Raw genomic sequence first — 26,169 nt, 5'->3', positions numbered from 1 at the left:
GATTCGGCGATGTCGACAGGGCTGGGGTGGCTGGGGTGGTCATTCCTCGCGCCGGGCCGCGCCGGCCACGGCGATGTTCAGGAAGCGCGGTACGGGCCGCTCCCGGTCGCGGAAGTCCTCCGCGACCGCGGCCCGCACCGCCGTCAGTCGTGCCTCGGGCAGCAGCACCAGCGCACTGCGCCCCGGCTCCCGGCCGGGCGGCCAGGCGCTCAGTGCCCCGGCCCGGCGGGCGCAGGACACGGCCCGCGCCAGCTCCGCCGGGCGGTCCGCGGCCTCGCCGCGGACCGCCACCAGTACCAGGCGCGACCCGGACGCCGCCGGGTCGAAGGGGACGTACCGATGCCGCTTCCGGGGCTCCGCGCCCAGCAGCAGGGCCTTGCCGGGCCGGGCGAAGAGCACCGCCCGGCGCAGCGTGTCGTCCCCGTCCGGCAGCGCCGCGGCCAGCAGCCGGGCCAGGTGCGTGCGGTCCGGCAGCTCGCCCGCCTCCGTGTGGACGTCGGCCACCGCCAGGGCCACCGCGCAGTCGGCCGCCTCCGCCGTCGCCAGCCCGGCGGCCGCCGTGAGCGAGCCCTGCACGTGCAGATCCGTCCCGCCGCGGCCGAAACCGGCCCGGGCCAGCGCCCGCAGCACGGAGTACGGCCGGACCGCCCAGGCGGGGGCCGCGGGCGGCGGCCCGGACAGGGTCAGCGGCAGGTCGCAGCCGTCCGCGGGGTGTCCGAGCGAGCTGAGCCGCACCAGGCCGTCGGTGCGCGGGGCCGCGGCGGCGGCCGTCGGCCAGCCGGCCGCCGCGACCAGCCTGGGGGACCCGAGGTGGAAGGCGTACGGGGCGCTCCACACGGCGGCCGGGGGGCGGCCGTGCGCGGCCTCCAGGGCGTAGGCGACGAGGCGGAAGAGCGGATCGGCGGTGGCCCGGCGGGCGATGTCGAGCCCTGCGACGGCCGGTCCTGCGACGGCCGGTCCCGCGAGGCCGGATCCGGTGAGGTGGAGTCCGGCGATGCCGGCCGGGCCCGCGGGGCGGGTCACGGGAGGTCCTTGCAGGCCAGGATCCGGTAGGCGTTCCCGCCGTCCGTGACCCGGGCGGCCACCGACCGCAGGGCGTCGAGCACCGCCGCGCCGGCGAAGCACGGCAGCGCCGCCACCCGTACGGCACCGGCGAGGGCCCGTGCGCGGGGCGTGGCCGGGGGACCCCACGGCCGGTCCGGATCCGGGGCCAGCCGCGAGGCGGTCAGGGCCACCGCGCCGAAGAAGTCGTTGCCCTGATGGGCCGCTCCGTGCTCCTCGGTGAGGACGGTGAAACCCCGGTCGGCCAGCGCCTCGCGCAGGTTCGCGGCCGGGACCAAGTGCTGGTGCTGCGGCTGGAACCAGGGCAGCCACGCCGGTCCGAGGAGGCCGGCCATGCGGGACTCCGGGTCGGGCACCTCGATGGTCAGGTACCCGCCGGGGGCGAGGACGGCGGCCGCCGCGTCCAGTTCGGCCAGCGGATCCCGGGTGTGCTCCAGGTAGTGGTACATGCTGACCACCTCGTACCGGCCCGCCAGCTTCGAGGAGAACTCCGGGAACTGGCCCAGGTATCCGGTCTCAACCCAGCCGCGGCGCTCGGCCTCCAGGACCCCGTCGCCCATGTCCAGCCCGTCGAACCGGGTCCGCGGCCAGACCTCGCGCGCCGCGTTGCAGAAGTGCCCGTGCCCGGTGCCCACATCGAGCCAGGACTCCGGTCCGCTGCCGCCGACGTGCGCGCGGAGCATCTCGGCGCGCCCCCGGTACGCGGCACCGAGCCGCCCGAAGACCGTGCCCGCGCCCTCGCCGCCCCGCCCGTCGTAGAAGTCGCGGTAGTAGAACTCCAGCCCCTCCGGGCTCAGCCGGGGGTTCTGGAAGACGTGCCCGCAGTCCTCGCAGCGTTCCAGCGTGAACCGGCCGGGCTTGCCCTGGAGCAGGTCGGGCACCCGGATTCGGACGGCGAGCCGCCCGCTCCCGCACCAGGGGCAGTCCGGGCGGCGCACCTCGAAGAAGCGGTCGGTCCCCGCGGCCAGGTCCGCCCGGTAGCCGGCGGCCGCCCGGCCGGAGTCCTGCTCCTCGCCCTGGCCCCGGCGGGCCGCGGCGGCCGTACGCAGGGCCGCGCCGAGGGACCGTACCGGCCGGGCGGCGGTGGCCCGGGCCAGATCGGCGGGGCGCAGCGGGGAGCCGGGCCCCCGAGGGCGAGGTACGGCTGCAGCCAGTACAGCCCGGCCGCGGCGGCGCCCCACCGGCCCTGGCGTACGACGACGCCCGCCAGCAGGGCCAGCCCGGCGAGCTGGGCCGCGGCCAGCGCCCCCGGCGGCAGCCCCTGGGCCCGCAGTTCGGCGGCGCGCGCGGGCCCGGTCGCCTCGCGCGGCGCTCCGCAGCTCAGCGCGGGGGCGATCGCCAGGCCCGTGGCCCCGGCGGCGTACTCCTTCAAACGGCGGGTGAGCGCGAGGAGTTCCGCCGGGCCGGGGCGCGGCCCGTCGGGATCCACCCCGGCCCGCGCGAGGACCTCCTCGGCGGCCAGTACGGCGAACCCGGCGCCGCGCCCCTCGCCGAGCCGGTCCCGGCGGTAGCGGACGGGGTCGACCAGGCGCATCAGCCCGAGGGCCCGCTCGGCGGCCAGATCCGCCGGCAGCAGGTCCAGGACCCGCAGCCCCTCCCGCTCGGCGTGCGCACAGGCGGCGAGGAAGGTGGCCGCGTCGGCCTCGACCCCCGGGCGGTGAGCAGCCGCCACCCGGCGGCGCGCGGCACCCCGGCCGCCGAGGGCGGGGCGGCCGGCAGCACCGGCACCGCCCGCAGCCGGCGGCCGGCCCGGACGGTGCCCGCACCGAGCGCGGCCAGCAGCACCACCGAGGTCCACGGGACCCGGGGGATCGGGGGTGGCGTCATAGCAGCTTCTCCAACCGGTCGGCCGCGGCGGCGGCTCCGCCCGCCGCGGCGAATGAGGCCTGGATCCGCCGGGCGGACCGGCGGTGGCCGGGCTCGTCCAGCACGGCCGTGAGCGCGTCACGCAGTTCCTCGGCCCGGGTCCTGCCGAACCGCACCCGCACCCCGGCCCCGGCGTCCACGACCTGGCGGGCCACGATCGGCTGGTCGTCGCGGATCGGCGCGACCACCAGCGGCAGCCCGAAGGCGAGGGCTTCGCAGACGGTGTTGTGGCCGCCGTGGCAGACCACCGCGTCCAGGTGGGGCAGCAGTTCCAGCTGCGGAACGCGCTCCTGGAGCAGCAGGTGCCCCGGCGCGGAACCGATCAGCGCGGGGGGCGCCGCGAGCACCAGCTGCACGTCCTCGGCGAGGCGTTCGGCGGCGCCGAGCACGGCCCCGTAGAACCGACCGCCGGCCTCCTGGTTGAGGGTGCCCAGCGACACCAGCACGCGCCGCCGTGCCGGGTCCAGCCGCTGCCAGGGGAATCCCGGAGCGGCCGGCCGGGCCCCGAAGGCGGGTCCGACGAAGGCGTAGTGCGGCGGGAACTCCTCGGCCGGGCCGACCAGTTCCGGGGTGGAGAAGACCAGGACCAGCCGTTCGGAGAACCGTGGATCCCAACCGGAGGCCACCGTCCCGAACTCGCCGAGCAGCCCGTGGATCTGCCCCGCGACCCACTCCCCGACCTTCGGGAAGTCCGCGAACGGCCGGGTGAGTTCCGCCGACGTACTGGCGGACGTCGCCCAGGGGATCCCGAGCCGCTCGGCGACCAGCGGCCCGGCCAGGGCCTGCTGGTCGGCGACCAGCACGTCCGGCTCGAAGCCGCGGACGGCGTCGGTCACCCCCGGGACCATCGCCCGCGCCAGCGGCACCAGCGCCTCCTCCCACAGGAACCGCAGCGCGGCGACCCCGCGCAGATCGCGCCAGCGGGCGTGCAGCGCCGTGTAGCCGCCGCCCGCCTCCTCGCCTGCCGGCAGGATCCGGGCCCGCGCGGGCAACAGCCCGGCCAGCGCCCCGGCGGGGCCGGTCCAGGCGATCTCGTGGCCCCGGGCGGCCAGTTCGGCCCCGACGGCCACCGTCGGATTGACGTGCCCCGCCAGCGGCGGAACCGTGAACAGCACCCTCATGGCACCAGCGCTCCCACCCGCGCGGCCCGCGTCTCCCGCGCCGTTGCCGTCGCCGTCGCCGTCAGGCCGGCCGAGGCGTCGAGATGCGCCAGCACGGCTTCCCGTAGCGCCCCGCTGGTCTCCTTCAGCACGTCGTGTCCCAGACCCGGCAGGATCCGCAGCACACCGTGCGGTGCGTGCAGGGCCAGCTCCCGTGCCCCCGCCACCAGTTCCGAGTGCTCGCCGCACACGATCAGCAGGGGGCAGCGCAGCCGGGCGTAGTCGGCAGGGGTGAAGGTGCGGCCCGCCGCCATGTCGTCGATGAGGGTGGTGCGGTTGAGCAGGTCGTCGGCGATCGCCGTGAGATTGGCGGCCTTGCGCAGCCGCAGGGTGCGCAGTTCGGCGGGGACGGGGCTGTCCTCCAGGCCGAGCGCCGCGGCCGACAGGGTGTCCACCATGTTCTCCACCCAGGCCCCGCTGAGCGGGGGCTCGAGGAGGGTCAGCCCCGTGACGAGATCGGGCCGGGCCAGCGCCGCGTGCAGGGCGAGGGTGCCCCCGTAGCTGTTGCCGACCAGGTGCACCGGCCGGTCCCCGAGACCCAGCGCGCCGAGCAGCGCGAAGAGGTCCCGTACGGCGGTGCGGCTGTCGTAGCCGGTGGCCGGGCGCTCGGTGCGGCCGTGGCCGCGCAGGTCGTAGAGGACGGCCTCGTGCCCGGCCCGGGCCACCGGCACCGCCAGCGGACAGTAGAAGGAGGACAGGTTGTCGACGGCCAGGCCGTGCAGGAAGACCACGACTGGCCGGTCGGGGCGGGCGGCTTCCGCGGTGGCCGGGAGCCGCTGGACGTGGAAGCGCAGCGAGTTGGCGAGGACGAAGGCCATGGCGGCTCAGCCCGCGGAGGAGGCCGGGGCGGTCCCCGAGCGGGCGAGGGAGGCATGGGTGATCCGGCCTATGTGCGTGACGAGTTCGCCGACCGACATGGCGAGGATGGCGTCCATGTCCTTCTCAGCCAGGAACTCCATCAGGTCCACCTCGGCGCCGTAGCGGTGGTGGAGCAGCTCGGCGAGGGCGACGAACTCGACGCTCTCCAGGGCGAGGTCCTCGTTGAAGGTCGTCTTCATCGTGACCTCCTCCGCGAGGAGGTACTCGTCGCCGACGATCTCCACGAGCATTCCGGTGATCTCGGCGAGGATGTCAGGTGCCATGACGGGTCTCCGTGAGGTGGAAGGGGACGGGGGACGGGGCCGCCGAGCCGTGGGCGGTCCAGGCGACGACGTGGTCGAGCGGATCGGTGGGGAGCAGGGTGGTGCGGACCGGGTACGGGTGCCCGCCGGGGGAGCGCACCAGCAGCGCGCCGGAGTCCGGGTCCTCGGCCACGCGCCAGTCCCGGGGCCGGCCGCCGAGCCCGCTGCCCTCGGCCTTGGCGGCGGCCTCCTTGGCGCACCACAGGGCGGTCAGGGCGGCCGGCAGGCCGGTGCCCTCGCGGGCGGCCAGCCGTTCGGCGAGCCGGAGTTCCTCCGGCCCGAGGGCGATGCGCACCAGCGCGTCCGGGTCGGCGGTGACCTGTTCCACGTCGATGCCGACCGCGCGGCCGGGGTGCGCGAGGGCGACCGCGATCCGGTCCTTGTGGGCGATCGACAGCCGGAAGCCGCGGGTGAGCGGGCCCTCGGCCAGCGGCCGGCCGGCCGGGTCGTTGCCGATGGGCACCTCCGCCGGGAACACCGGTCCGGCCCCGCCGTCCCACAGGAGCCGGCGCAGGGCGTCCTTGGCGGCGATCCGGCCCAGCAGCCAGGGCGCCCGGGCGCGCGGCGAGAGCCGCTCGTAGGCCGCCCGCTCGGCGGCGCCGAGGTAGCGGCGCATCACCAGCTCCTGCGAGGCGGGATCGGTCCAGCGGCGGCGGGCCAGGCACCAGCCCTCGGGCCGGGGTTCGCCGATGCCGCACACCTCCGGGGTGAACTTCATCGGCCAGACCCGCTCGTCGGCCCCGAACCGGCGGGGCGACCAGCTCCCCCGGGGCCGGCGGGGGGCCGAAGAAGCGGATGCGGTCCACGGTGGCGGGGAACACCAACCGGTCGACCGGGAGCCGCAGTTGCATCCAGTGGCCGAAGATCTGACCGGCCGCGTCGAGCAGCGCTCCGGGATCGGGAAGGGCCCGCAGGACCCCTTCGATGCCGTCCGCGCCTACGGTCTTGACCTCGTGCACGGCGGCGAAGCGGGGGCCGTGGAACATCCACCGGTCGCGGTAGAGGGCCTCGGCGCTGACGGGGGCCGGCCTCGGATCGCGCAGGGGCGTGGTGTCGGGCGCGGGCGGCTGCCCGTACCGCTCGCCGAGCAGCACGACCACCGAGGCGTACGCGCCGAGGCCGACGCGGGCCCGGCCGGGCCCGTCGCCCCGGACGGTGACCTCGACGTCGACGGCCGGTTCGACGGCCAGCCAGCGCAGCGCCCTCACGTCCTCGTAGCCGACGACGTGGAGACCGGGCGGGGCGTGCCGCAGCGCGGCCTCGGCGGCCAGCTCCAGCATGGTGGTCATGGGCACGACGGGGAACCGGTCGGAGTCCTCGGGCCAGCCCTCGGGCTGGAGGTACACGCAGTGGTCCCGTACGTAGGGCAGCTCGGCCAGCGAGAGCCGCAGCACCTCGGTGCCCGTGGGCTCCACCGGCTCCACCGGCGCCGGCGGGGGTCCCGCCGCCCAGGCCTCGGTGACGGTCCGGGCGGCCGCGCCGGTGTCGGCGAGGACCGCGTCCAGGGCGGACAGCAGGACCGGCCGGGGGCCGGACGCGGGTTCGGCGGCGGACCCGGTCGCGGACCCGGTCGCGGACCCGGCCGGCGGCGTCGCCGACAGGCCGCCCAGCGCGGTGCGCGCCGCCTCGCCGAGGCGGACCAGCGGCGAACCGAGGTCCAGGGGCACCGGCCGCCCCGCCCGGGTGGGCGCTGCCGCGGCCGGCTCCTCCGGGGCGGACAGCAGGTCCCAGCGCGGTGCGTGGCCCTCGGCCCAGAGCGCGGCGCAGGTGCGGCCGAGGGCAGCCAGCCCCGGGAGCCGGGGGGAGGAGGTGGACACCGACAGGTGCGGGCGGTCGCGCAGGGTGTCCTCGACGAACCCCGGCAGACTGCCCGGGCCCAGCGTGACGAAGCTGCGCACACCCTCCTCCTCGTACAGGCGCAGCGTCAGCTCGCGGAAGCGGACCGGCTCCAGGAGGTGCCGGACCACCAGCTCCCGTACGTCATCGGGCGCGGGCGGGAACGGCGCGCACGTGGTGGCCGACCAGACCGGGAGGGTCCCTTCGCGCAGCGGCAGCCGTTCGAAGGCGGCGCGGACCTGGCCGAGGTACGGCTCCCACATCGGCGTGTGGAAGCCCGAGCGGAACGGAAGCTCCTGACCGAGCACTCCCTCGCCGCGCAGCCGCGCGATCGCGACGGCCACATGGCCCGGATCCCCGCATATCACCGACTGGTGCGGGCAGTTGTCGTGGCTGACCACCACCCCGTCCAGGCCGTGCAGGGCCGCCTCCGCCCGCGGCGCGCCACAGCCCAGCGCCGCGTACACGAGGTCCGGGACCCGCAGATCGCCCGGCCGCAGCGACTCCAGGAAGGTGTCGGCCGCCTCCTGCGGATACATTCCGGCGGCCACCATCGCCGCCCACTCGCCCAGGCTGTGACCCGCCAGCACATCGGCTTCGATGCCGAGCCCGGGCAGCACCCGGGCGAAGAACCGGCCGGTGGCGATCGCGTCCACGGCCCGTTCCACCAGCGACGTCCCCCGGGTGAGCCGGGGCGGCGTCGATCCGAGCCGCTGCGCCACATCGTCGACCACGGGCGCGAACTCCGGTTCCAGGCCCGGGAACAGGAAGGCCACCCGGCCGCCCAGCGGCTGCGGCGAGAACCACACGTCGCCGCGCCCGCGCCAGGCCCGCCCGCGCGCCACCACCTTCGCGGCCAGCGCGAGCCGCTGGGGGGTCGGCCCGAACACCGCGAGCCGGCAGGGCCCGTCACCCCCGGACACCGGCGTGCCCGCGGCCAGCCGGGCGGACAGCTCCGCCGCACTGTCCGCCGCCAGCAGGAGTACGTCGCCCCGCGCGGGCGCCCCCACCGGCGCGGCCGAGGCCCCCACCGGCAGGAACCGGCGACCCGGAGCCGCAGGGCGGGCGGCCCCCGGAGCCTCCTCCAGCACCACGTGCGCGTTGATCCCGCCGAAGCCGAAGGCGTTGACCCCGGCCCGCCGGGGCATCGGCCCCCGCTCCCAGGGCTCCGCCGCCGTCACCGGCCGCATCCGCGTCCTGACCAGGTCCGGGTGCGGCTCCTCCAGGTGCAGCGTCGGCGGCAGCACCCCCTCGTGCACGGCGAGGGCGGCCTTGATGAGCCCGGCCATGCCGGAGGCCTGCATGGTGTGCCCGAGCATCGACTTCACGGAACCGAAGCCGATCCGGCTTCCGCCTTCCACGGGCGGACCGAACACCTGGGCGAGGGTGTCGAGTTCGGCCGCGTCCCCCACCGGCGTCCCCGTACCGTGCGCCTCCAGCAAGCCGAGCGCGCCCGGGGCCCGCGGATCCAGCCCGGCCTCCCGCCAGGCCCGCTCCAGGGCCCGTACCTGACCCGCGACCAGGGGGCTCATCAGGCTCGCCGCCCGGCCGTCCCCCGCCACCCCCGTCCCGCGGATCACCGCGTACACGCGGTCGCCGTCCCGCTCCGCGTCCGCCAGCCGCTTCAGCAGCACCACCCCGGTGCCCTCGGAGAGCAGGGTGCCGTCGGCCCGCCGGTCGAAGGGCCGGATCCGCTCGCTCGGGCTCAGCGCCCGCAGCTGCGTGAACACGCTCCACAGCGTTGCGATGTGGCAGTGGTGCACGGCCCCCGCGACCACCGCGTCGCAGCGCCCGCCCGCCAGCAGCCCCACCGCCTGGTCCACCGCCAGCAGCGAGGAGGCGCAGGCGGCGTCCAGGGTGTAAGCGGGGCCGCGGAAGTCCAGCCGGTTCGCCGTGCGGGCGGCGGTGAAGCTCGGCACCAGGCCGATCGAGGCGTCCGGACGCTCCGGGCCCAGCGCCTCCTGGAAGGCGGAGCGCACCTGCGCGATCCGCCGCTCGCCGAGCTCCGGCGCGATCTCGCGCAGGGTCTGCGCCAACTGGTGTGCCGTGCGCACCCGTTGGTCCAGCCGGGCGGTGGCCACGCCCATGAACCCGCCGCGCCCCAGCACCACCCCGATCCGGGAGCGGTCGGCCGGCAGCCGGTCCTCACCGCCCGCGTCCGCGATGGCCTCCGCCGTCGCGTGCAGCGCCAGCATCTGATCGGGCTCGGCCCCCTCCACGGCGGCCGGCATGATCCCGAACCGGGTCGGGTCGAAGGCGGCGAGGCCGTCGACGAACCCGCCGCGCCGGCAGTAGAACCGGTCGCCCGCCGCCGGTCCGGAGGCGCCCGCCGGGTCGTAGTACACCTCGGGATCCCAGCGCCCCGGCGGGACGTCGCCGATGGAGTCCGTGCCTGCGAGGAGATTGCGCCGGTAGGCGGCCAGATCGGCGGCCCCGGGGAACACCGCTCCCATGCCGACGATCGCCGCGTCGGTGGGCCGCGGGCCGCGCCGCTGCTCACTCATCGCCGTGGCCCCCCTCCGCCATCAGGACCACCTGTACGTCGCTCCCGTGCGCCAGTTCGTCCAGGAACGCGGCGGTACCCGCGTCCGGCGCGATCAGCGGGATGCCGCGCCGGGCGTACGCGCGCTCCAGCTCGGGCGTGACCATCCCGCCCGCCTCCGCCGCCCAGGGGCCCCAGTCCACGGACAGCACCCGGCCCGGGAAGTTCTCCGCCCAGGTGTGCGCCAGCCCGTCCAGGGCGTCGTTGGCCGCCCCGTAGTCGCTCTGGCCGCGGTTTCCGTAGACCCCGGCGACGCTTCCGAACAGGGCCAGGAACCGGGGTGCGGGCCCCGAACCGTGCTCGGCGGCCGCCGCGGCCAGGTGCCGGGCGCCGGCCACCTTGGTGGTGAACACCTCGGTGAAGTCCGCCGGTTGCTTGTCGCGCAGCAGCCCGTCGCGCAGCACCCCGGCGCCGTGCACGATGCCGTCCAGCCTCCCGTGCCGGGCGCGTACGTCGGCCACCACGGCCCGTACGGCCCGCTCGTCCGTGACGTCCGCAGCGTGGTAGCGGACGGAGGCCGCGGCCGTGGCCAGGGCCGCCAGCGTGGCCCGTACCTCGCGTTCGGCGAGGATCCGCGAGGCCGCCGCCTCGATCTCGGCGGGCGTACGCAGCCCCGTGGCGATCAGCGCGGCGCGCAGTGCCACCCGGTCGGTGGCCTGCCCGAACTCGTCCGGCTCGGCGGGGGGTTCGGGGGTTCGGCCGAGCAGTTCCACGTGGCATCCGGTGGCGCGGGCCAGCGCGAGCGCGGTCCGGGCGGTGATCCCGCGGGCCCCGCCCGTGAGCAGGACCACCGAGCCGGGGCCGAGCGGCGGCGCGTCCCCGGCCGGGGCGAGCGGAGCGGGCACCGGGCGGCGGGTGACGCGCGTTCCCTCGGCCGTGTAGCCGACCGAGGCGGGTCCGTCGGCCGCGTCGCAGCTCAGCTCGGCGAGGAGCTGTGCGGCGACCTGCTCGGCGGCCTCCTTGGGGTGGACGTCCACGGCGCGGATCAGGGTGCCGGGGAATTCGAGGGCCGTGCTGCGCGCGAAGCCGTGCAGACCGGCTCCGGGTGTGCCGGGCGCGGTGACGAGCAGCAGCCGGGGCGTCCCGCCGGTCAGGGCGCGCCGCAGCGCGGGGAAGACCTGGGGGAGGACGGGCTCGGCGCCGGTCCGCAGGGCGGTCAGGTCGACGATCCCGTCGAACCCCGGCCCCGGTTCGGTGAGCGGGTGCGCCTCGGCCCCGGACGTCCGCAAGGCCGTGCGGAGCGCGAGGGCGAGCCCCTGTCCGTCCTCGACCACCCCGATCCGCAGACCGCGAAGGGCCTCCGGGTCCCCGGCGGCCGCCGGTACGGGGACGGTGTCCACCCGTAGCCGGGCGACCGGTACCGGAGCCTCTTCCGGTGCTTCCTCAGCCACCGGTTCCGCCACGGGTTCCGCCTCCGCCTCCGGTTCCGGCGTGCCGGTGTGGGAGGTGACCCAGTCCACGATCCCGCGCAGGGTCTTGATCCGGGACAGCTCCTCGACCGCGGACTCGGCGGACCCGCCCGGGTCCTGGGGCAGCCCGATCCGGTCGGCCAGGGCGCCGATGATCTCGACCCGCTTGATGGAGTCGATGGACAGGTCCGCCTCCAGGTCCAGCCCGGGGTCGAGCATGTCCCTGGGGTATCCGGTCCGGGTGTGGACGATCTCCAGGACCGCCTCCATGACGTCCTCCGGGGAGCGGATCGCCCGGGCGGCGGACGCGCCCGCCGGAGCCGGAGCCGGAGCCGGAGCCGGAGCCGGAGCCGGAGCCGGAGCTGGACCGCCGACCGCCGGCGCAGGTGCGGTTGCGGGTGCCGACGCCGGGGCCGCGAGGCCGGGGGCGGGCCCGCCGGCTGCCACGGGCCGCGCGGGCGAGGTCCTTTCGGTGCCCAGGTAGCCCAGCAGGACGTCCCGCTGTGCCTCGACCAGTTCACGGGCCCCGCGCAGGTACTCCAGGACCGCCTCCTCGCGCCGGTCGGCAGCGGGCGCCACCGGCGGAGGCACGGTCACCCGGCTGGCGGGCCGCAGGCCTCGGCCACCGGTGCGCCGTCGGCGGTGCGCACCAGGTGGCCGTCCACCAGCCAGCCCGGCCGACGCGGTGCGCGGTCGGGCAGGGCGGAGGTCCGGCCGCGGAACAGCGCCTCCGGCGCCACCGGCACGCCCGCCACCGCCAGTTCCGCCAACGCCGTGACCAGCCGGACCAGGCCGTGCTCGCCCGGCACGTCCAGCGGAACCACCGTGTGCGGCCGCTCGCGCAGGATCCGGGCCGTCAGACCCGACAGGACCCGGCCGGGCCCCGCCTCCACGAAGGTGCGGACACCGGCCGCGTACATCGCCTCCACCTGCTCCACGAACCGGACCGGCTCCGCGACCTGGCGTGCGGCAAGGCGTCGTACCTCTTCGGCGGAGGCCGGATACGGGGCGGCCGTCGTGTTCGACCAGACGGGGATGCCCGGCCCGGACACCGCCGTCCGTGCCAGCTCCCCGGCGAGGGCGGTCGCCGCTCCCGCCACCACCTCGCTGTGGAACGCACAGGCCACGGGCAGGGGTTCGGCCGACAGGCCCGCCTCGCGCAGTGCTGCCACCGCCGCCGACACGGCCGCCGTCGGCCCCGAGATCACGCACTGCCGGGGTGCGTTGTGGTTCGCCACCACGCACCCGGCCCGCTCGGCGATCTCCCGTACCTCCTCCGGCGCGGCAGACACCGCCGCCATCGACCCCGGATCGCTCCCGGCGGCGGCCACGATCGCCTCGGCCCGGCGTGCGCTCAGCCGCAGCAGGCTCTGCGTGTCGTAGGCCCCCGCCGCCCAGAGTGCGGTGAGCTCCCCGTACGAATGCCCGGCCACGCAGTCCGGCCGGACGCCGAGGCCGTCGAGCAGCCGGTGCGCCGCCGCCCCCGTCAGCCCGAGGGCCGGCTGGGCCACCCGGGTGTCGGTGACCGCCGCCCGCTGCGCCGCCCGCCCCTCGGCGCTGAACGCGGCCGGCGGGAACACCGCCGAGACCACCGGAGCAGGCGCCGCGTCCAGGAGCCCGCGCAGCGCGGGGAAGGCCATGAACAACTCGCCGAGCATTCCAGGACGTTGGCTGCCCTGCCCGGGGAACAGGAACGCCACCCGGCCCGGATCGGCCGACTCCTCCCGTACGTGGACCCCCGGGCCCGCAGTGAACGCCCGGGCCTGCTCCAGCCGGGCCGCCAGCTCCTCCGGGCCGGCGGCGACGACCGCGACGTGCACCGGGCCGGAGCCGGTGGCCGCCGCCTCCGCCGCGAGGTCGCGCAGGGCCCACGGCCGCCCGGCCGCGTCGTTCTCCTCGAGCCGGGCCGCGAGCCGCGCCATCGCCCGGCCCGCCGCCCGCCGGTCCTCGCCGCGGAAGCAGAACAGCTCGGCCGGCCACTCCTCCAGGCCGTGGCGCGGCTCCTCGGCGCCCGCGTAACCGGCCAGCACAGCGTGGTAGTTGGTACCGCCGAAGCCGAAGGCGCTCACCCCGGCGATCCGCCGCTCCGGGGGCACCGCCCAGGGCCGCGCCTCGGCGTCGAAGGTGAAGGGGCTGGTCTCCGCCCGCCAGGCCGGGTTCGGCGCGTCGATGTGCAGGGTCGGCGGCCGCACCCCCGCGTGGACCGCCCGGGCGGCCTTGATCAGCCCGGCCAGCCCGGCCGCGCATTTGGTGTGCCCGAGCTGCGATTTCACCGAGCCCAGCGCGCACGAGCCCGGGGCGGCCCCGTGCGCGGTGAACAGCTCGCTCAGCACGGCCAGTTCGGTGCTGTCGCCGACCACCGTGCCGGTGCCGTGCGCCTCGACCAGTCCTACCTCGCCGGGGGAGACGCCCGCCCGGGCGTAGGCCCGTTCCAGCGCCCGCCGCTGCCCTTCCGGCCGGGGCGCGGTCAGGCCGAGGGACCGGCCGTCGCTGGAGGCGCCGACCGCCTTGATCACGGCGTACACCCGGTCGCCGTCCCGCTCAGCGTCCGCGAGCCGCTTGAGCACCAGCGCGCCCACGCCCTCGCCGAGCGCGATCCCGTCGGCCGCCGCGTCGAAGGGGCGGCAGCGGCCGCCGGGCGACAGGGCCCGGACGGAGGCGAACATCAGGTAGTCGTTGATGCCGTTGTGCACGTCCGCGCCGCCGCAGATGACCATGTCGCTGTCCAGGTCCCGCAGTTGGCGGCAGGCCAGGTCCAGGGCGGCGAGCGAGGAGGCGCAGGCGGCGTCGACCGTGCAGTTCGCGCCACCGAGGTCGAGGCGGTTGGCGACCCGGCCCGCGATCACGTTGGCGAGGATCCCGGGGAAGGAGTCCTCGGTGAGCCGCGGCAGCTGCCCGTCAAGCTCGGGCGGCAGGTCGCCCAGATAGGCGGGGTGCAGGGCGCGCAGCCCGTAGGCGCCCGCCAGTTCGGTACCGGCCTCCGCGCCGAAGACCACGGAGGTCCGGGTCCGGTCGAACTCCCGGCCCTTGCCGTATCCGGCGTCGCCGAGGGCCCGCGCCGAGATCTCCAGGGCCAGCAGCTGGACCGGTTCGATCCCGGACAGGGAGGCGGGCGGGATGCCGTGGGCGAGGGCGTCGAACGGCACCGGGCCGAGGAAGCCGCCCCAGCGGGAGGGGGTGCGCTCACCGGCCCGGGCCGGGTCGGGGTCGTAGTAGAGCTCCGGGTCCCAGCGCTCGGCAGGCACCTCGGTCACCGCGTCAGCGCCTTCCAGGATCCGTGCCCAGTACCCGGCGAGGTCGGGGGCGCCCGGGTAGGCGCAGGCCATCCCGACGATGGCGATGTCGAGCGGATCCGGGGCCGGGGCCGGCTCGGGGGCGGCCGCGGCGAACTCCCGTGCCCGCCGCTCCAGCAACTCGCCCGCCCCCTCGGTGACGTGCGCGTGCAGCGCGGCCACCGTGGTGGTCCCGGAGCGCAGAGTGGCGGCCTGCCCGAGCATGAACAGCCCGTCGGTGTACTGCTGTTCGGCGTCCACGGCCTCCAGGGCCGAGCCGCCCTCGCCGCGCCGCAGCCCCTTCGCCGCGATCCGCAGCCGCCCCAGGTTGAGCCGCTCCAGCTCCTCCCACACGGCGCGCGCCTCGGTGCCGCTGTCCGTGAGCCGCTGCCGGGTGGCCTCGAAGGTCGCGGCGTACGGGGTGTCCGCGCACCGGGTGGCGTGTCCGGGCGCGGTGTGCAGCAGCACGGTGTCCGCGCACTCCACGGCCGCCCGCTGGAACCCGGGCAGCACCGCGCCCGCCGCCACGGCCTCCTCGGTGAACAGGTACGCGGTGCCCATCAGCACCCCGACCCGGGCTCCCCGTTCGGCCAGCGGGGCGGCGGCCGCGACCGCCATCGCGGCCGAGCGCCCGTCGTGGATCCCGCCCGCGAACAGCACGTCCAGGGCTTCCGGTTCGGGGCAGGACAGCAGCAGCTCGATCTGCTCCTCCCACAGCGGGAAGGAGGCGCGCGGCCCCACGTGCCCGCCGCACTCCAGCCCCTCGAACACGAACCGCCGCGCGCCTTCGGCGAGATACCGCTCCAGCAGCCCCGGCGAGGGCACGTGCAGATGGGTCCGGATGCCGGCCGCCTCCAGCGGGGCCGCCTGCGCCGGGGTGCCGCCCGCGATGATCGCGTACGGGGGGCGTGCCTCGGCCACGGCCGCCAGCTGCTCCTTGCGCAGCTCGGCCGGGGCGAAGCCGAGCAGGCCCACGCCCCACGGGCGTTCCCCGAGCCGCTCGGCGCTCTCGGCCAGCAGCCTGCGTACGTCCGGGCCCTCCATCACGGCGAGCGCCAGGTACGGGACCCCGCCCGCGGCGGCCACCGCCTCCGCGAAGGCCGCCTGATCGCTCACCCGGGTCATCGGCCCCTGGGCGACGGGGAGCGGCCGGTCGAGCGGCCGGGCCCGTACGACGGCCGCCAGATGCCCGGTGACGGCCGCCCGGACCGCCTGGAGCACCCCGCCGGTGGTCCGGTGGCGCGCGGCCAGCCGGGCGGCGCAGGCGCCGTCCTGTCCGACGGGCAGCAGCTGCGTCCGGAGGTCCCGGGCGCCCAGCAGGGCGGGCACCGGGCCGTCGGGCGCGGTCAGGTCTGGGCGCGCGAACACCCGGTGTCCGTCGGCCAGCCGGGTCTCGGAGCCGTCCATCGCCCGCAGCGCCGCGATCACTTCCGCGGGCAGACCGGCCTCGCCCTCGGCCGTCAGGGCGAGTTGTACGTCGAGCAGCACGCCCGCCGCCCCGCCCGCGACGGCCGCGGCCGCCGTGTGCGGACCGATCCCGCCGTAAGCCCGTACGGGTACCCCGGCCCCCGGATCCGCCAGCAGCTGCTGGAGCAGCACGAAGGTGGTGGCCCTGCCCACCCGGCCACCGGCCTCGTGGCCCTTGGCGACGAGTGCACCCACCCCGGCGGCCACGGCGCGCGCGGCCTCGGCACGGCTGGTGACCTCGGCCCACACCCGGGGCCGGCCGGCCGCCGCGGCCCAGGCGGCCACCTGCTCCGGGGTGTGCGACGCGGGGTCGGCGAGCAGCACGGTGTCCACCGCGGACGGCAGCTCCTCGGGGCCGATCGGGCAGCCCGCGGGAACCCGCACCCCGTACCGGCCCTCGCCTCCCTCGCCGCCGCCGCCGCCGCCGCCTCCTCCACCACCGCCTCCACCACCGCCACCGCCACCGTCGCCGAGCCTGCGGGCCAGCTCCTCGAACGCTCGCCGCGCGGCGTCCGGGTCCCGCCCGAGGTCGAGCAGGCCGAGGGCCCCGGCGCGCTCGGCGGCGGTCACGATCCGCGGATGCGGCTCCTCGAACGGGGTCACCGCGACGACCAGATCGCGGGCGGCGGCGGACTGCGGGGGATGGGGGGTCACGGGCGCTCCTCTTCCAATGCTGTGTGACATGGCGCAGTACAGAGCGGAAGAACGGAAGAAATCGAGAACGGGGGTGCGTCGGTCTCGCACATCGGCCGGGCGGCCCGCCACCGGTAGGGCGGGCTTGAACAGTGGTCAAACACCCTCACGCCGCGATGCATCGTGCGGTGGCCGCCCCGCACTGTCAACAGGCATGCGGAATACGATGCTTCGCACCCGCGGCAGGCCCGGACCACCCGGCACGCACCCCGGGCGGCCCCTCCGCACGCCCCCGCCGAGCCGGTGGCCTGGGGTGATTCCCGCCGGGCCGGGCCGGCCCCGCCGCGCGAGCACCCGCGGCGCGTCCCCGCGGACATGCCGCACCGGCATGCCTCACCGCCGACCGTGCATGAACGGCCACGCCGCAGCACGGTAGTTGTTCACCCGACGAGCCCTTACAGGTACAGCCTCACGCGGTTACCGTCCGGTCATGACGCCCACTCTCGCGCAGCTCCGCTACCTCGTCGCCGTCGCCGACTGCCGGTCCATCACCGGCGCCGCCGCCTCGGTCTTCGTCGCCCAGTCCGCCCTGTCCCGGGCCGTCCAGGCCATGGAACGCGATCTGGGCGTGGAACTCCTGGCACGCCGGGGAAGGGGGGTGGACCTCACGCCGGAGGGGGCCCGGGTCGTCCGGCTGGCCCGCACCGTGCTCAACGCGGTGGAGGCCATCGACGACATAGGGACCCCGCACGGCAAGGACACCCGGGCCGCCCTCACCCTCGTCACCACGCCCACCCTGGCCCTCGACCTGGCCTCCGACCTGGTCGCGGCCTTCACCGAGAGACATCCCACCGTGGACGTCCGGCTCCAGCAGCACGACAGCCGGGAGGCCGTCGTCCAGGAACTGAACCAAAGGCGCTCCGAGCTGGCCCTCGTCGACCTGCCCATCGACAAGGAGCTCTCCACCCACTTCATCCAGGAGCGCGAGGTGGTGCTGATCTCGCCCCTCGGCTCCCGGCTGCCCCACCCGCTGCCGTTCCGCATGCTGGACGGGCTGCCGATGGTGCTGCCCACCCCGGGGACCGGCCGGCGCACCGAGATGGAGGCCATGTTCAGCTGCCTCGGCGTGCGGCCCGTACCCTCCCTGGAGGTCGACGAGCGCCTCGCGTGGGTGACGGGTGTGACCGACGGCCGCGGCTCCCTCATCTGGTACCGCGACGTGGTGTTGAGAGCCTTCGGCAGCCGGGCGGAGATTCGTTCCTTCACTCCGCCCCTGCTGCGTCCCGTGGGCATCGCGCACGCCCGGCGGCCCCTGAGCCGCGCTGCCCGCGCCTTCATCGCGCATGCCGGGCACAAGGCTCCGGTACGGGAGCCGGTGCGCTGACCGAGGCATGCCGGTTCGGCATTGAACGATGCTCGAACGGGAGGGGATGTGGCCTGGTGCCACAGACTGACGTCCCATCACATTGTGTGCATGTCCCGAGTCCTCGCACCCCACCGGACCGCCGCCCTCGCGACCGCGGTCCTCGCCACGATCCTGCCCGCCGTCGCCTGGATGACCAGCGCCAGTGCCACTGCCTCCGCCTCCCTCACCCCGCCCGCCGCGGCGACCGCCGGCACCCTCGCGCCGGAGAAGAAGTGCACCCTCCCCGGCGGTCTGGCCGAACTCAGCGGCCTCGCCATGAGCCGCCGCCATCCGGGTGTCTTCTACGCCGTCAACGACAGCGGGAACACCAACCAGGTCTTCGCGATCGACTGCACCGCCGCCACCGGCCGGCTCGTGGCCACGCTCACCGTCTCGGGCGTCGGCAACACCGACTGGGAGGCCCTGGCGATCGGCAAGGACGCCTCCGGCGGCCCCACGATCCTGGTCGGCGACATCGGGGACAACTTCAGCGGCCGCGCGGAGATCACCGTGCACTCCTTCGCCGAGCCCGAGCAGCTCACCAACGCCACGGTCTCGCCGGTGACCTACCGGTTCGCCTACGCCGACGGCAAACACGACGCCGAATCGCTGCTCGCCGACCCCGTCACCGGCAGGCTGTACATCGCCAGCAAACTCATCGGCTCGGCGGGCCAGTTGTACCAGGCCCCGCTGCCGCCCGTGACCGGGCAGGTCAACACCCTCACCGCGGTCCGGCCGGGCCCGGTGTTCGCCACCGACGGGGCGTTCTCGCCGACGGGAGCCTCGTACACCCTGCGCAGCGGCGGGCCGCTGGGCGCCAACACGGCCTCCGTGTACGACACCTCGGGGGTCAAGCTCGCGGATGTCGCCCTGCCCGCCCAGTCGCAGGGCGAGACGGTGACGTACGCCGACTGCGCGAACCTGCTCGTCGGATCGGAGAACGACACCCAGCTCTGGCGGGTGCCGCTGCCGCCGGAGGCCACCCCGGGATGCGGCGGTACCCCGACGCCAACCCCCACGCCCACGCCCACGCCGACACCGACCCCCACTCCGACGCCGACGCCGACGCCGACGCCGACGCCGACCCCGACCCCCACCCCCGGTGATCTGAAGCTCGCCAACCCGGGCCCCCGGACGTGCAAGCTGAACCAGACCTGCACCATCCAGCTCTCCGCCTCCGGTGGAAAGTCCCCCGTCCGCTTCGCCGCCACCGGCCTGCCCTGGGGCCTGACCCTGGACAGCGCCACGGGACGCATCACCGGCAAGCCCTGGGGCAGCGGCACCCTCCAGGTCACCGCCACCGTGACCGACTCCACCGGAGCCACCGCCGGGACGGCCTTCGCGCTCACGCTCACCTGGTTCTGAGACACGGCGGGGCGGGCTTGTACAACTCACCCCGGAGGCCGCACTGTTGACCGAGTCTCGTTCATCAGGTCAGGAGAGCCGGCTTGTCGTCCCCCATCTCACCCGCCCCGCACGCCTCGGACACCCCGTACGTGATCGACCCCGCCGGCGGCTGCCCGCACGCCCTCAACGCCCGGCTGCGCGCCCAGGGCGCCGTGGCGGAGGTCGTACTGCCCGGCGGGGTCCCCGGCGCGGTCGTACTGGGGCACGAGGCGCTGAAGGAGTTCCTCGCCCACCCCGACGTGGCCAAGGACGCCCGGCACTTCCCGTCCCTGCACGACGGCACCATTCCCCCGGACTGGCCGCTGCGGGTCTTCGCCAACGCCCAGGGCATGCACACCGCCGACGACGCCGACCACCGACGCCTCCGCTCGCTGGTCGGCAAGGCCTTCACGGCCCGCCAGGTGGAACGGTTGCGGCCGCGCGTCGAGGAGCTGACCGCCGAACTCCTCGACGACCTCGAGCGGGCCGCGGCCGAATCCCCCGACGGGACCGCCGACTTGCGCACGCACTTCGCCCTCCCCCTCCCGATGAGCGTCATCTGCGAGCTGCTCGGCGTGGATCCCGAGCACCGGGGACGGCTGCACCAGCTGTCCAACACGGTGATCATCGCGACCGACACCACACCGGCCGAGGTGATGGCGGCCGTACGGGAACTGGTCGGGCTGATGGGCACCATCGCGGCCACCCGGCGCGCGAGCCCCGGCGAGGACCTCACAAGTGCCCTGATCGCCGCCCGGGAGAGCGACGGCGACCGGCTCAGCGAGGCCGAACTCATAGGCACCATGCGGCTGATGCTCGTCGCGGGCCACGAGACCACCCTCAACCTCATCAGCAACGCGGTGCGCGCCCTGTGCACCCACCGCGACCAGCTCGCCCTCGTCCTCGACGGGAAGGCCACCTGGTCGGACGTGGTGGACGAGACCCTGCGCTGGGACGGCCCGGTCAGCTGGTTCCCCTTCCGCTACCCCACCCGCGACGTGGCCGTCGAGGGAACCGTGATCCCGCAGGGCACCCCCGTCCTCGCCGGCTACACCGCGGCGGGCCGGGACGAGGCCTTCCACGGCCCGGACGCCGACCGCTTCGACATCACCCGCCCCACCGCCGCCCGCAGCCTCTCCTTCGGCCACGGAGCCCACTACTGCGTCGGCGCCCCGCTCGCCCGCCTGGAGGCCACCATCGCCCTGGAGCGGCTCTTCACCCGCTTCCCCGACCTGGACCTCGCACTCCCCGACGCCGAACTCCCGCACCAGCGCAGCTTCATCGGCAACAGCGTCGAGGCACTGCCGGTCCGCCTGACCCGGTCCGCCTGACCCCTGTCCGCCCGACCCGCGGCGCCTAACCCGCGCTCGGCGGCGACAGCTCCGTGCTCAGCCAGCCCAGCGCGTCCGGGTACATCCCGGTCCACGTCTGGAAGTTGTGGCCGCCGACCGGACGGACGAGGGTCTTGACCCGGACCCCGCTGCCCGCCGCAGCCTTGGCGAAGGCCTCCAGCTGCTGCGGCGGGCTGTCCTTGTCCTGCGCCGAGGTGGCCAGGAACAGCCCGACGTCCGCCTTCTTCGTATGCTCGACCAGCCACATCGGGCTGTTGCGCTCCCGCAGGACCGGGTCGGTCAGCACCCCCGGGTCGCCGGTCAGCGGATCGGGGTCCAGGGCCGCTCCCGCCCGGAAGACCTTCGGGTACTGCAACGGCAGCTTGGCCGCGCAGAAGGCTCCGGTCGAGACGCCCATCAGCCCCCATCCGGCGGGGGAGGGCAGCGTACGGAAGTTCCGCGAGACCAGGTCCGGCACGTCCCTGGCCAGCCAGTCGGCGATCTTGCGCTGCGGGGTGTTGCTGCAGCCGGTGTTCACCCCGCCCGGATAGATCTCCGGGATCACCAGGATGAAGGGGTGCGCCGCGCCCAGCTCCACCATCTGTGTGAGCGCTCCGGGCATGTCCCCGAGGTCGATCCAGGTGCGCGGCGTGCCCGGGTAGCCGTGCAGCAGCATCAGCACGGGGAAGCGCGTGCGGTCCGCGCCCGGGGCGCTGTACTCCGGGGGAGTCCACACGACGACCTGACCGGCGAGCTTCGAGTGGGAGCCGCGGAAGAAGGTGGTCCGGGTGCCGTCGCCGTTCTGGGTGAACCTCGCCCGGCCCACCGGCACGCCGGTCATCGCCCCGGCCTCCTGCCCGGCGTCGGTGCCGAGCAGGTCCTCCCAGGAGGAGTAGAGCCCGTAACTGCCGTTGATCCAGGTCGCCACCACACAGATGGCGGTGAGCTGGCACAGTCCGATCATCAGCAGCCGCGACGGCCACCGCACCCACCCCGGCCCCGGGATCCGGTTCCACAGGAGCAGGGCGGCGAGCACGGCGAGCACCGTGACGACGATCAGTGTGACGAGGAACGTCGTACTGGTCAGCTCCACGGCGCCGGCTCCTGACGTACGGGACGGGGCAAAATGAATGCGAGGACATGCGGCAGATGTCCCGATTGTCGTGTCAATCTACCGGCGGCGCCGTCACGGGCCGGGCGCGACGCGTACCGTCACCGCGTGCCAGCCGGTCGCCCCGTCGGGCAGCGTCCCGACGCGTTCCCCGGTCTGGACGGCGCCGGTCCCGTCCGTGGCGCGGACCTCCAGGGTGTGCGAGCCGGCGGTCGCCTCCCACGGCCACACCCACTGCCGCCAGGTGTCGACTCCGTCCGAGTCCCCGAGCCGCGCCTCCTGCCAGGGGCCGCCGTCCACCCGTACCTGGACCCGCTCGATGCCCCGGTGCTGCGCCCACGCCACCCCGGCGACCGCCACCCGGCCCGGCACGAGAGCCGCGAACGAGCGCGGGGTGTCGATCCGCGACTGCGTCTTGACCGGGCCCTGCGCCGCCCAGGACCGGCGCACCCAGTAGGCGTCGTAGGCGGCGAAGGTGGTCAGGCGCAGCTCGCGCAGCCACTTGCAGGCCGAGACGTACCCGTACAGCCCCGGTACGACCATCCGGACCGGGAATCCGTGCGCGAAGGGCAGCGGCTCGCCGTTCATCCCGACGGCCAGCAGCGCGTCCCGGCCGTCCATGACGGTCTCGACCGGCGTGCCGATCGTCATGCCGTCCACCGAGCGCGCCACCAGCTGGTCGGCGGGGCCGCCCGCGGACGGCGGCCGGACCCCCGCCTCGCGGAGCAGGTCCGCGAGGCGTACGCCGAGCCAGCGGGCGTTGCCCGCGTACGGACCCCCGACCTCGTTGGACACACAGCAGAGGGTGATGTCGTGCTCGACCAGGGGGCGGGCGAGCAACTCCCGCAGATCGAGGGTGAGCGGCTTGGTCACGCCCTCGCCGTGGATGCGCAGCCGCCAGGTGTCCGCGTCCACGCGCGGCACCACCAGGGCGGTGTCCACGCGGTAGAAGTCCTGGTTGGGGGTGAGGAAGGGGGAGAGCCCGGGCACCCGGAGGCCGGCGCCGGCGGGCACCGGCGGCGCCGGCACGGTGGCCCGGGGGAGCCGGAAGCGGGCCCGGGAGGCCGTCGCCCCGGCGGAGCCGTAGGCGCCGAGGCGCCGCCCGGCGAGTGCGGCCCCGGCCGAGACCGCCACGGTGGCGGCGACCAGGCGGCCGAAGCCGCGGCGGTCCATCGCCCAGGCGGCCCCGGGCGGAGCCCCGGCCGGCCGGGGCCGTCGTACGGCGGTCACCAGCAGCCACAGCACCCCGGCCGCGGCCAGTCCGGCCGCCAGCGAAGGGAGCGCGTCCCGCCAGCCCGCCTCCGGCCGGCCGAGCGCGGCCGCCGCCCCCAGCAGGCCGAAGCCGCCCGCGACGGCCATCCCGGCGGGCAGGTGGCGCAGGGCCAGCACCCCCGCCCCGACGGCGAGCGCGCCCAGAACCGCGAGGATGCCGAGGGTCAGCACCAGCTTGTCGGCGGTGCCGAACTGCCGGATCGCCCACTCCTTGAGAGCCGCGGGAGTAGCGTCGATCACGACCGCGCCGATCGAGGTCACCGGGGAGGACTCGGGCCGGACGGCCGCCGCGGCGAGCTCGCCCACGGCCAGTCCCGCGGCCGCCGCCACCATTCCGCTGAGGGCGCCGAGCAGCCACTGCCGACGCCTCCGGTCTGCTGTCACAGGGCCAGTGTGACCCGGCCCCGCTGGCTCCGCGCCCTTCGCCGCGCACCCGGCCGGGGCCGGCTGCGCGGGTCAGTGCACCGGGGCAGGCGGCACCCAGCGCCCGGTGCGCGGCGGCTTCACCCCGTACTCGTCCTTCAGCTCCTCCGGGATGGCGTGGTGCATCACCCGGCCCCGGGTCAGCGCGGACAGTTCGAGGCCGGAGAGCAGCGAGCCCGCCTTGTCGAGCGCCCACTCGGCGTAGGGGCTGCTGTCCTCGATCGTCTCCAGCAGGCCGAGGAACACGGGCACGGCCTTCGCCGCCGTGTCCCAGGGGGTGCGCGGGATCTCCAGCCAGTCGCCGATGGTGTCGCCGACCAGGTAGCGGACGGTGGCGGGCACCATCGGGTCGAAGAGGGTGCCGGGGACCACGTCCTCGTACATCCGCATCAGCTGGGCGTTGAGGCGGACTCCCTCGGGCGAGGGGCCGAGGTTGCGCAGGAGGTAGAGGTCGCAGTAGTCGCGGGCCTCGGTGAGGTTCTCCGGTACGGCCGACATGTCGCAGCCCAGCATGGAGCCCACGACCCGCCAGGCGTAGAAGTAGGCCTCCGCGCCGTCCTCGCTCATGTGGATGCCGAGCTGGTGCATGGCGTCGAGCACCAGCAGCGAGAAGCAGACCTGACCCCCGATCATGTCCTCCTGGCAGATCGGCAGTCCGTCCTTCTCGATGTCCCAGTGGCCGCCGTGGCGCAGGTGGTGGCGGACCGCCGCGTGCAGCAGCCGCACCTTCTGCGCGGCCGGGATGAACTTGCTGCCCTCCGCGAAGGAGTTGGTCTGCATGAGGTAGGTGACGAACTGCCCGGTGTTGGCCATCCGGCGCGAGGGGTACGCGAGGGAGTGCGTCGAGGAGAGCAGCCTGGAGAGCCGGGGGATGGCGTAGGTCGCGGGCATCGCCGCGAAGGACAGGCCGGTGTTGATGTGGGCCGCGTTGTCCATGAAGAACAGCCGGGCCTGCTCCATGACGTCCCAGTCCACCCAGCTCGGGGGCATGGCGGTCGCCTCGAAATAGGCGCGCGCGGACTCCGGGAGCTGCTCGGGCAGCTTGTCCCCGGCAGTGGTGAAGAACCGCATCAGGGTGTTGAGGTCGCCGACCTCCTTGCGGCTGAACATCGCGGCGACGGTCTCGTCGGCGAGCGGATCCCCCTGGGTGCGCAGGGCGTCGAGTGCGGCATCGTCGTAACGGGTGTGCGGCGGGGCGCTCTTGGTGGTGTTCACTTCAGTCGTCCTTCTCGTGTCTTCGGGTGCGGGATCGGCCGGCCGGTGGCGATGACCTCGGCGGTGATCTCGGCGGCGGTCGCGGCTACAGCGACCGCTCGGCCGCGGTGCCCGCCAGGTCGTGCAGCGCGGACCGCGCCTCCCCGGGCATCGGTACGGTGTCCAGCGCGCCGGTGGCCCGGACGATGCGCTCCCGGATCATGTCCTCGACCTGCTGCCGGGCTCCGCACCGTTCCATCAACTCGCGTACGGACGCGGCCTCTTCAGTGCCCAGCTCGGGGTTGCCGACCAGTTTGGCGAGCAGCCGGAGGTCGTCCGGGTCGGCCGCCGCCATCGTCAGCGCGAGCAGTGCGGTGGGTTTGGCGTCCCGTAGGTCGTCCAGGTTCGACTTGCCGGTCGTGGCCGGGTCGCCGAACGTGCCCAGCAGGTCGTCGCGCAGCTGGAAGGCCTCGCCGAGCGGGAGCCCGTAAGCGGAGAAGGCGTCCAGCAGGGCGCGGCTGCCGCCGCCCAGGGTGGCGCCCAGGTGCAGCGGCCGCTCCACGGTGTACTTGGCCGTCTTGTAGCGGGCCACCTCCAGCGACTCCGCCACCTGAGGCTCCCGGGCCGCCCTGGCGTCGGTGCGCAGCACCTCCAGGAACTCGCCCGCCATCGTCTCTCGGAGCAGGGTGGACCAGAGCGGCACGGTCCGGGCGAGGTAGGCCCCGGGCAGCCCGCAGGAGGTGAAGACGTGGCCCGCGTATCCCATCAGCAGATCGCCGAGGATCATGGCGAGGGCGGTGGAACGCTGTCCGGCCGCGGCGAACGCGGCGTGTGCGGTGAGCTGCCCGTGCCGCATCCGGCTGTCGTCGATGATGTCGTCATGGGTGCAGGCCGCCGCGTGCACGAGCTCCATCGCGGCAGCGGCCCGGATCACCCCCTCGCAGTCCGGCTGGCCCGCCGCCCGCCACCCCCAGTACAGGAACGCGGCCCGGATGCGCTTCCCGCGCGCCAGCGACCGGCGCAACTGCTCCGACAGCGGGGAGAGTTCGACGTGCAGGCCGAGAAGGGCCTGCTCCTCCTCGTCGGCCAGCCGGACCAGCACCTCGTCGATGCGCTCCTTGAAGCCGGTGTGGTCATGCACAGGAGTGGCCTTCGGCGGCGACGCGCTCCGCGGCCCGCCGGGCCATGGTCTCCAGGTAGTTCTCGGCGCCCACGCCCGCGCGGCGGGTGGCCACTTCCCCGCGCTTGCGCAGCTCCACCACCCCGTCGGTGAGCAGCTCTTTCAGATCGGAGCGGCGCATCACGTGCTGGGCCCGGTCGGCGGTCTGCCGGAGCTGGTCGAAGGCCAGATCGGCCACCCCGGCGGCGAGCAGCGTCAGCAGCTCCAGCGGTGCGGCGGCCGGGGAGGCCGGGGCGGCGTTCGCGGGCCGCTCCTGCTGCGGCCGCTCCCGCTCGGACCGCTCCTGCGCGGACTGCTCGTGTTCGGTCTGGGACATGTTCGGTGTACTCCCGGTCGCGTCCTGCCGCCATGGCATCGGAAGGGGCGACAGCCGGATCGTTCCGGCGGCCGCCCCTGATCGTTCCGGGCCAGTGAACCGAGTGCCGCTCCTGCGGGGCGA

17 protein-coding genes and 1 pseudogene are annotated in these 26,169 nt (G+C 75.6%); 3 read left to right on the top strand and 15 right to left on the bottom strand.

Translation table 11 applies throughout. From position 1 onward, the window contains the following. Positions 1–39: 39 nt before the first annotated feature. The 10 genes and pseudogenes from OHA89_RS07125 to OHA89_RS07080 form a co-directional block, all read right to left on the bottom strand. A complete protein-coding gene (locus OHA89_RS07125; RefSeq protein ID WP_406365690.1) occupies positions 40–1,023 on the bottom strand; it encodes a galactokinase in 984 nt (327 codons plus the stop codon). Next, positions 1,020–1,943, bottom strand: a complete 924-nt coding sequence (locus OHA89_RS07120; protein ID WP_406365689.1) for a class I SAM-dependent methyltransferase — start codon at positions 1,941–1,943, stop codon at positions 1,020–1,022. The genes OHA89_RS07125 and OHA89_RS07120 overlap by 4 nt, the downstream gene beginning before the upstream one ends. After that, a complete protein-coding gene (locus tag OHA89_RS07115) occupies positions 1,856–2,734 on the bottom strand; it encodes a hypothetical protein (protein ID WP_406365688.1) in 879 nt (292 codons plus the stop codon). Before OHA89_RS07115 ends, OHA89_RS07120 begins: the two co-directional genes overlap by 88 nt. 151 nt (positions 2,735–2,885) lie before the next feature. Then, complete coding sequence (locus OHA89_RS07110) at positions 2,886–4,049, bottom strand: glycosyltransferase (protein WP_266613628.1); 1,164 nt, start codon at positions 4,047–4,049, stop codon at positions 2,886–2,888. Further along, positions 4,046–4,906, bottom strand: coding sequence for an alpha/beta fold hydrolase (locus OHA89_RS07105; RefSeq protein ID WP_406365687.1), 861 nt, complete (start codon positions 4,904–4,906; stop codon positions 4,046–4,048). Before OHA89_RS07105 ends, OHA89_RS07110 begins: the two co-directional genes overlap by 4 nt. A gap of 6 nt (positions 4,907–4,912) precedes the next feature. Beyond that, entirely contained in the window at positions 4,913–5,230 is a 318-nt protein-coding gene (locus OHA89_RS07100; protein WP_257553278.1) for an acyl carrier protein, read from the bottom strand. Beyond that, positions 5,220–5,885, bottom strand: coding sequence for a 4'-phosphopantetheinyl transferase family protein (locus OHA89_RS07095; RefSeq protein ID WP_406368429.1), 666 nt, complete (start codon positions 5,883–5,885; stop codon positions 5,220–5,222). The genes OHA89_RS07100 and OHA89_RS07095 overlap by 11 nt, the downstream gene beginning before the upstream one ends. Before the next feature lie 1,228 nt (positions 5,886–7,113). Next, positions 7,114–9,558, bottom strand: a pseudogene (locus tag OHA89_RS07090) (beta-ketoacyl synthase N-terminal-like domain-containing protein); the annotation flags it as partial. Positions 9,559–9,601: 43 nt separating this feature from the next. Next, a complete protein-coding gene (locus tag OHA89_RS07085) occupies positions 9,602–11,653 on the bottom strand; it encodes an SDR family NAD(P)-dependent oxidoreductase (protein WP_406365686.1) in 2,052 nt (683 codons plus the stop codon). Continuing rightward, entirely contained in the window at positions 11,650–16,449 is a 4,800-nt protein-coding gene (locus OHA89_RS07080) for a beta-ketoacyl synthase N-terminal-like domain-containing protein (RefSeq protein ID WP_406365685.1), read from the bottom strand. The genes OHA89_RS07085 and OHA89_RS07080 overlap by 4 nt, the downstream gene beginning before the upstream one ends. A gap of 469 nt (positions 16,450–16,918) precedes the next feature. Here OHA89_RS07080 and OHA89_RS07075 point away from each other — a divergent pair, with 469 nt between their 5' ends. From OHA89_RS07075 to OHA89_RS07065, 3 genes are all read left to right on the top strand, one after another. Continuing rightward, complete coding sequence (locus OHA89_RS07075) at positions 16,919–17,812, top strand: LysR family transcriptional regulator (protein ID WP_215150461.1); 894 nt, start codon at positions 16,919–16,921, stop codon at positions 17,810–17,812. A 90-nt stretch (positions 17,813–17,902) separates the two neighbouring features. Continuing rightward, positions 17,903–19,198: an Ig domain-containing protein gene (locus OHA89_RS07070; protein WP_266613621.1), complete on the top strand. Its 1,296-nt coding sequence runs from the start codon at positions 17,903–17,905 to the stop codon at positions 19,196–19,198. An 83-nt stretch (positions 19,199–19,281) separates the two neighbouring features. Then, positions 19,282–20,550: a cytochrome P450 gene (locus OHA89_RS07065; protein ID WP_406365684.1), complete on the top strand. Its 1,269-nt coding sequence runs from the start codon at positions 19,282–19,284 to the stop codon at positions 20,548–20,550. Positions 20,551–20,575: 25 nt separating this feature from the next. Here the strand turns inward: OHA89_RS07065 and OHA89_RS07060 are convergent, their stop codons facing one another. The 5 genes from OHA89_RS07060 to OHA89_RS07040 form a co-directional block, all read right to left on the bottom strand. After that, positions 20,576–21,643: an esterase family protein gene (locus OHA89_RS07060; protein WP_266613619.1), complete on the bottom strand. Its 1,068-nt coding sequence runs from the start codon at positions 21,641–21,643 to the stop codon at positions 20,576–20,578. A 93-nt stretch (positions 21,644–21,736) separates the two neighbouring features. Further along, a complete protein-coding gene (locus tag OHA89_RS07055) occupies positions 21,737–23,266 on the bottom strand; it encodes a molybdopterin-dependent oxidoreductase (protein ID WP_406368427.1) in 1,530 nt (509 codons plus the stop codon). Between the two features lie 123 nt (positions 23,267–23,389). Next, the gene (locus OHA89_RS07050; RefSeq protein ID WP_406365683.1) at positions 23,390–24,571 is read right to left on the bottom strand and encodes an oxygenase MpaB family protein; all 1,182 of its coding nucleotides are present in this window, start codon (positions 24,569–24,571) and stop codon (positions 23,390–23,392) included. A gap of 85 nt (positions 24,572–24,656) precedes the next feature. Then, entirely contained in the window at positions 24,657–25,691 is a 1,035-nt protein-coding gene (locus OHA89_RS07045; protein ID WP_215141812.1) for a polyprenyl synthetase family protein, read from the bottom strand. Next, positions 25,684–26,046, bottom strand: a complete 363-nt coding sequence (locus tag OHA89_RS07040; RefSeq protein ID WP_266613616.1) for a hypothetical protein — start codon at positions 26,044–26,046, stop codon at positions 25,684–25,686. The genes OHA89_RS07045 and OHA89_RS07040 overlap by 8 nt, the downstream gene beginning before the upstream one ends. Positions 26,047–26,169 lie beyond the last annotated feature (123 nt).

Origin of the sequence: Streptomyces sp. NBC_01546 (genome assembly GCF_045208355.1) — a bacterium.
Lineage (GTDB): Bacteria > Actinomycetota > Actinomycetes > Streptomycetales > Streptomycetaceae > Streptomyces.
Note: the sequence above shows the minus strand (reverse complement) of the source record. Positions and strands in the feature narration are given on the sequence as shown.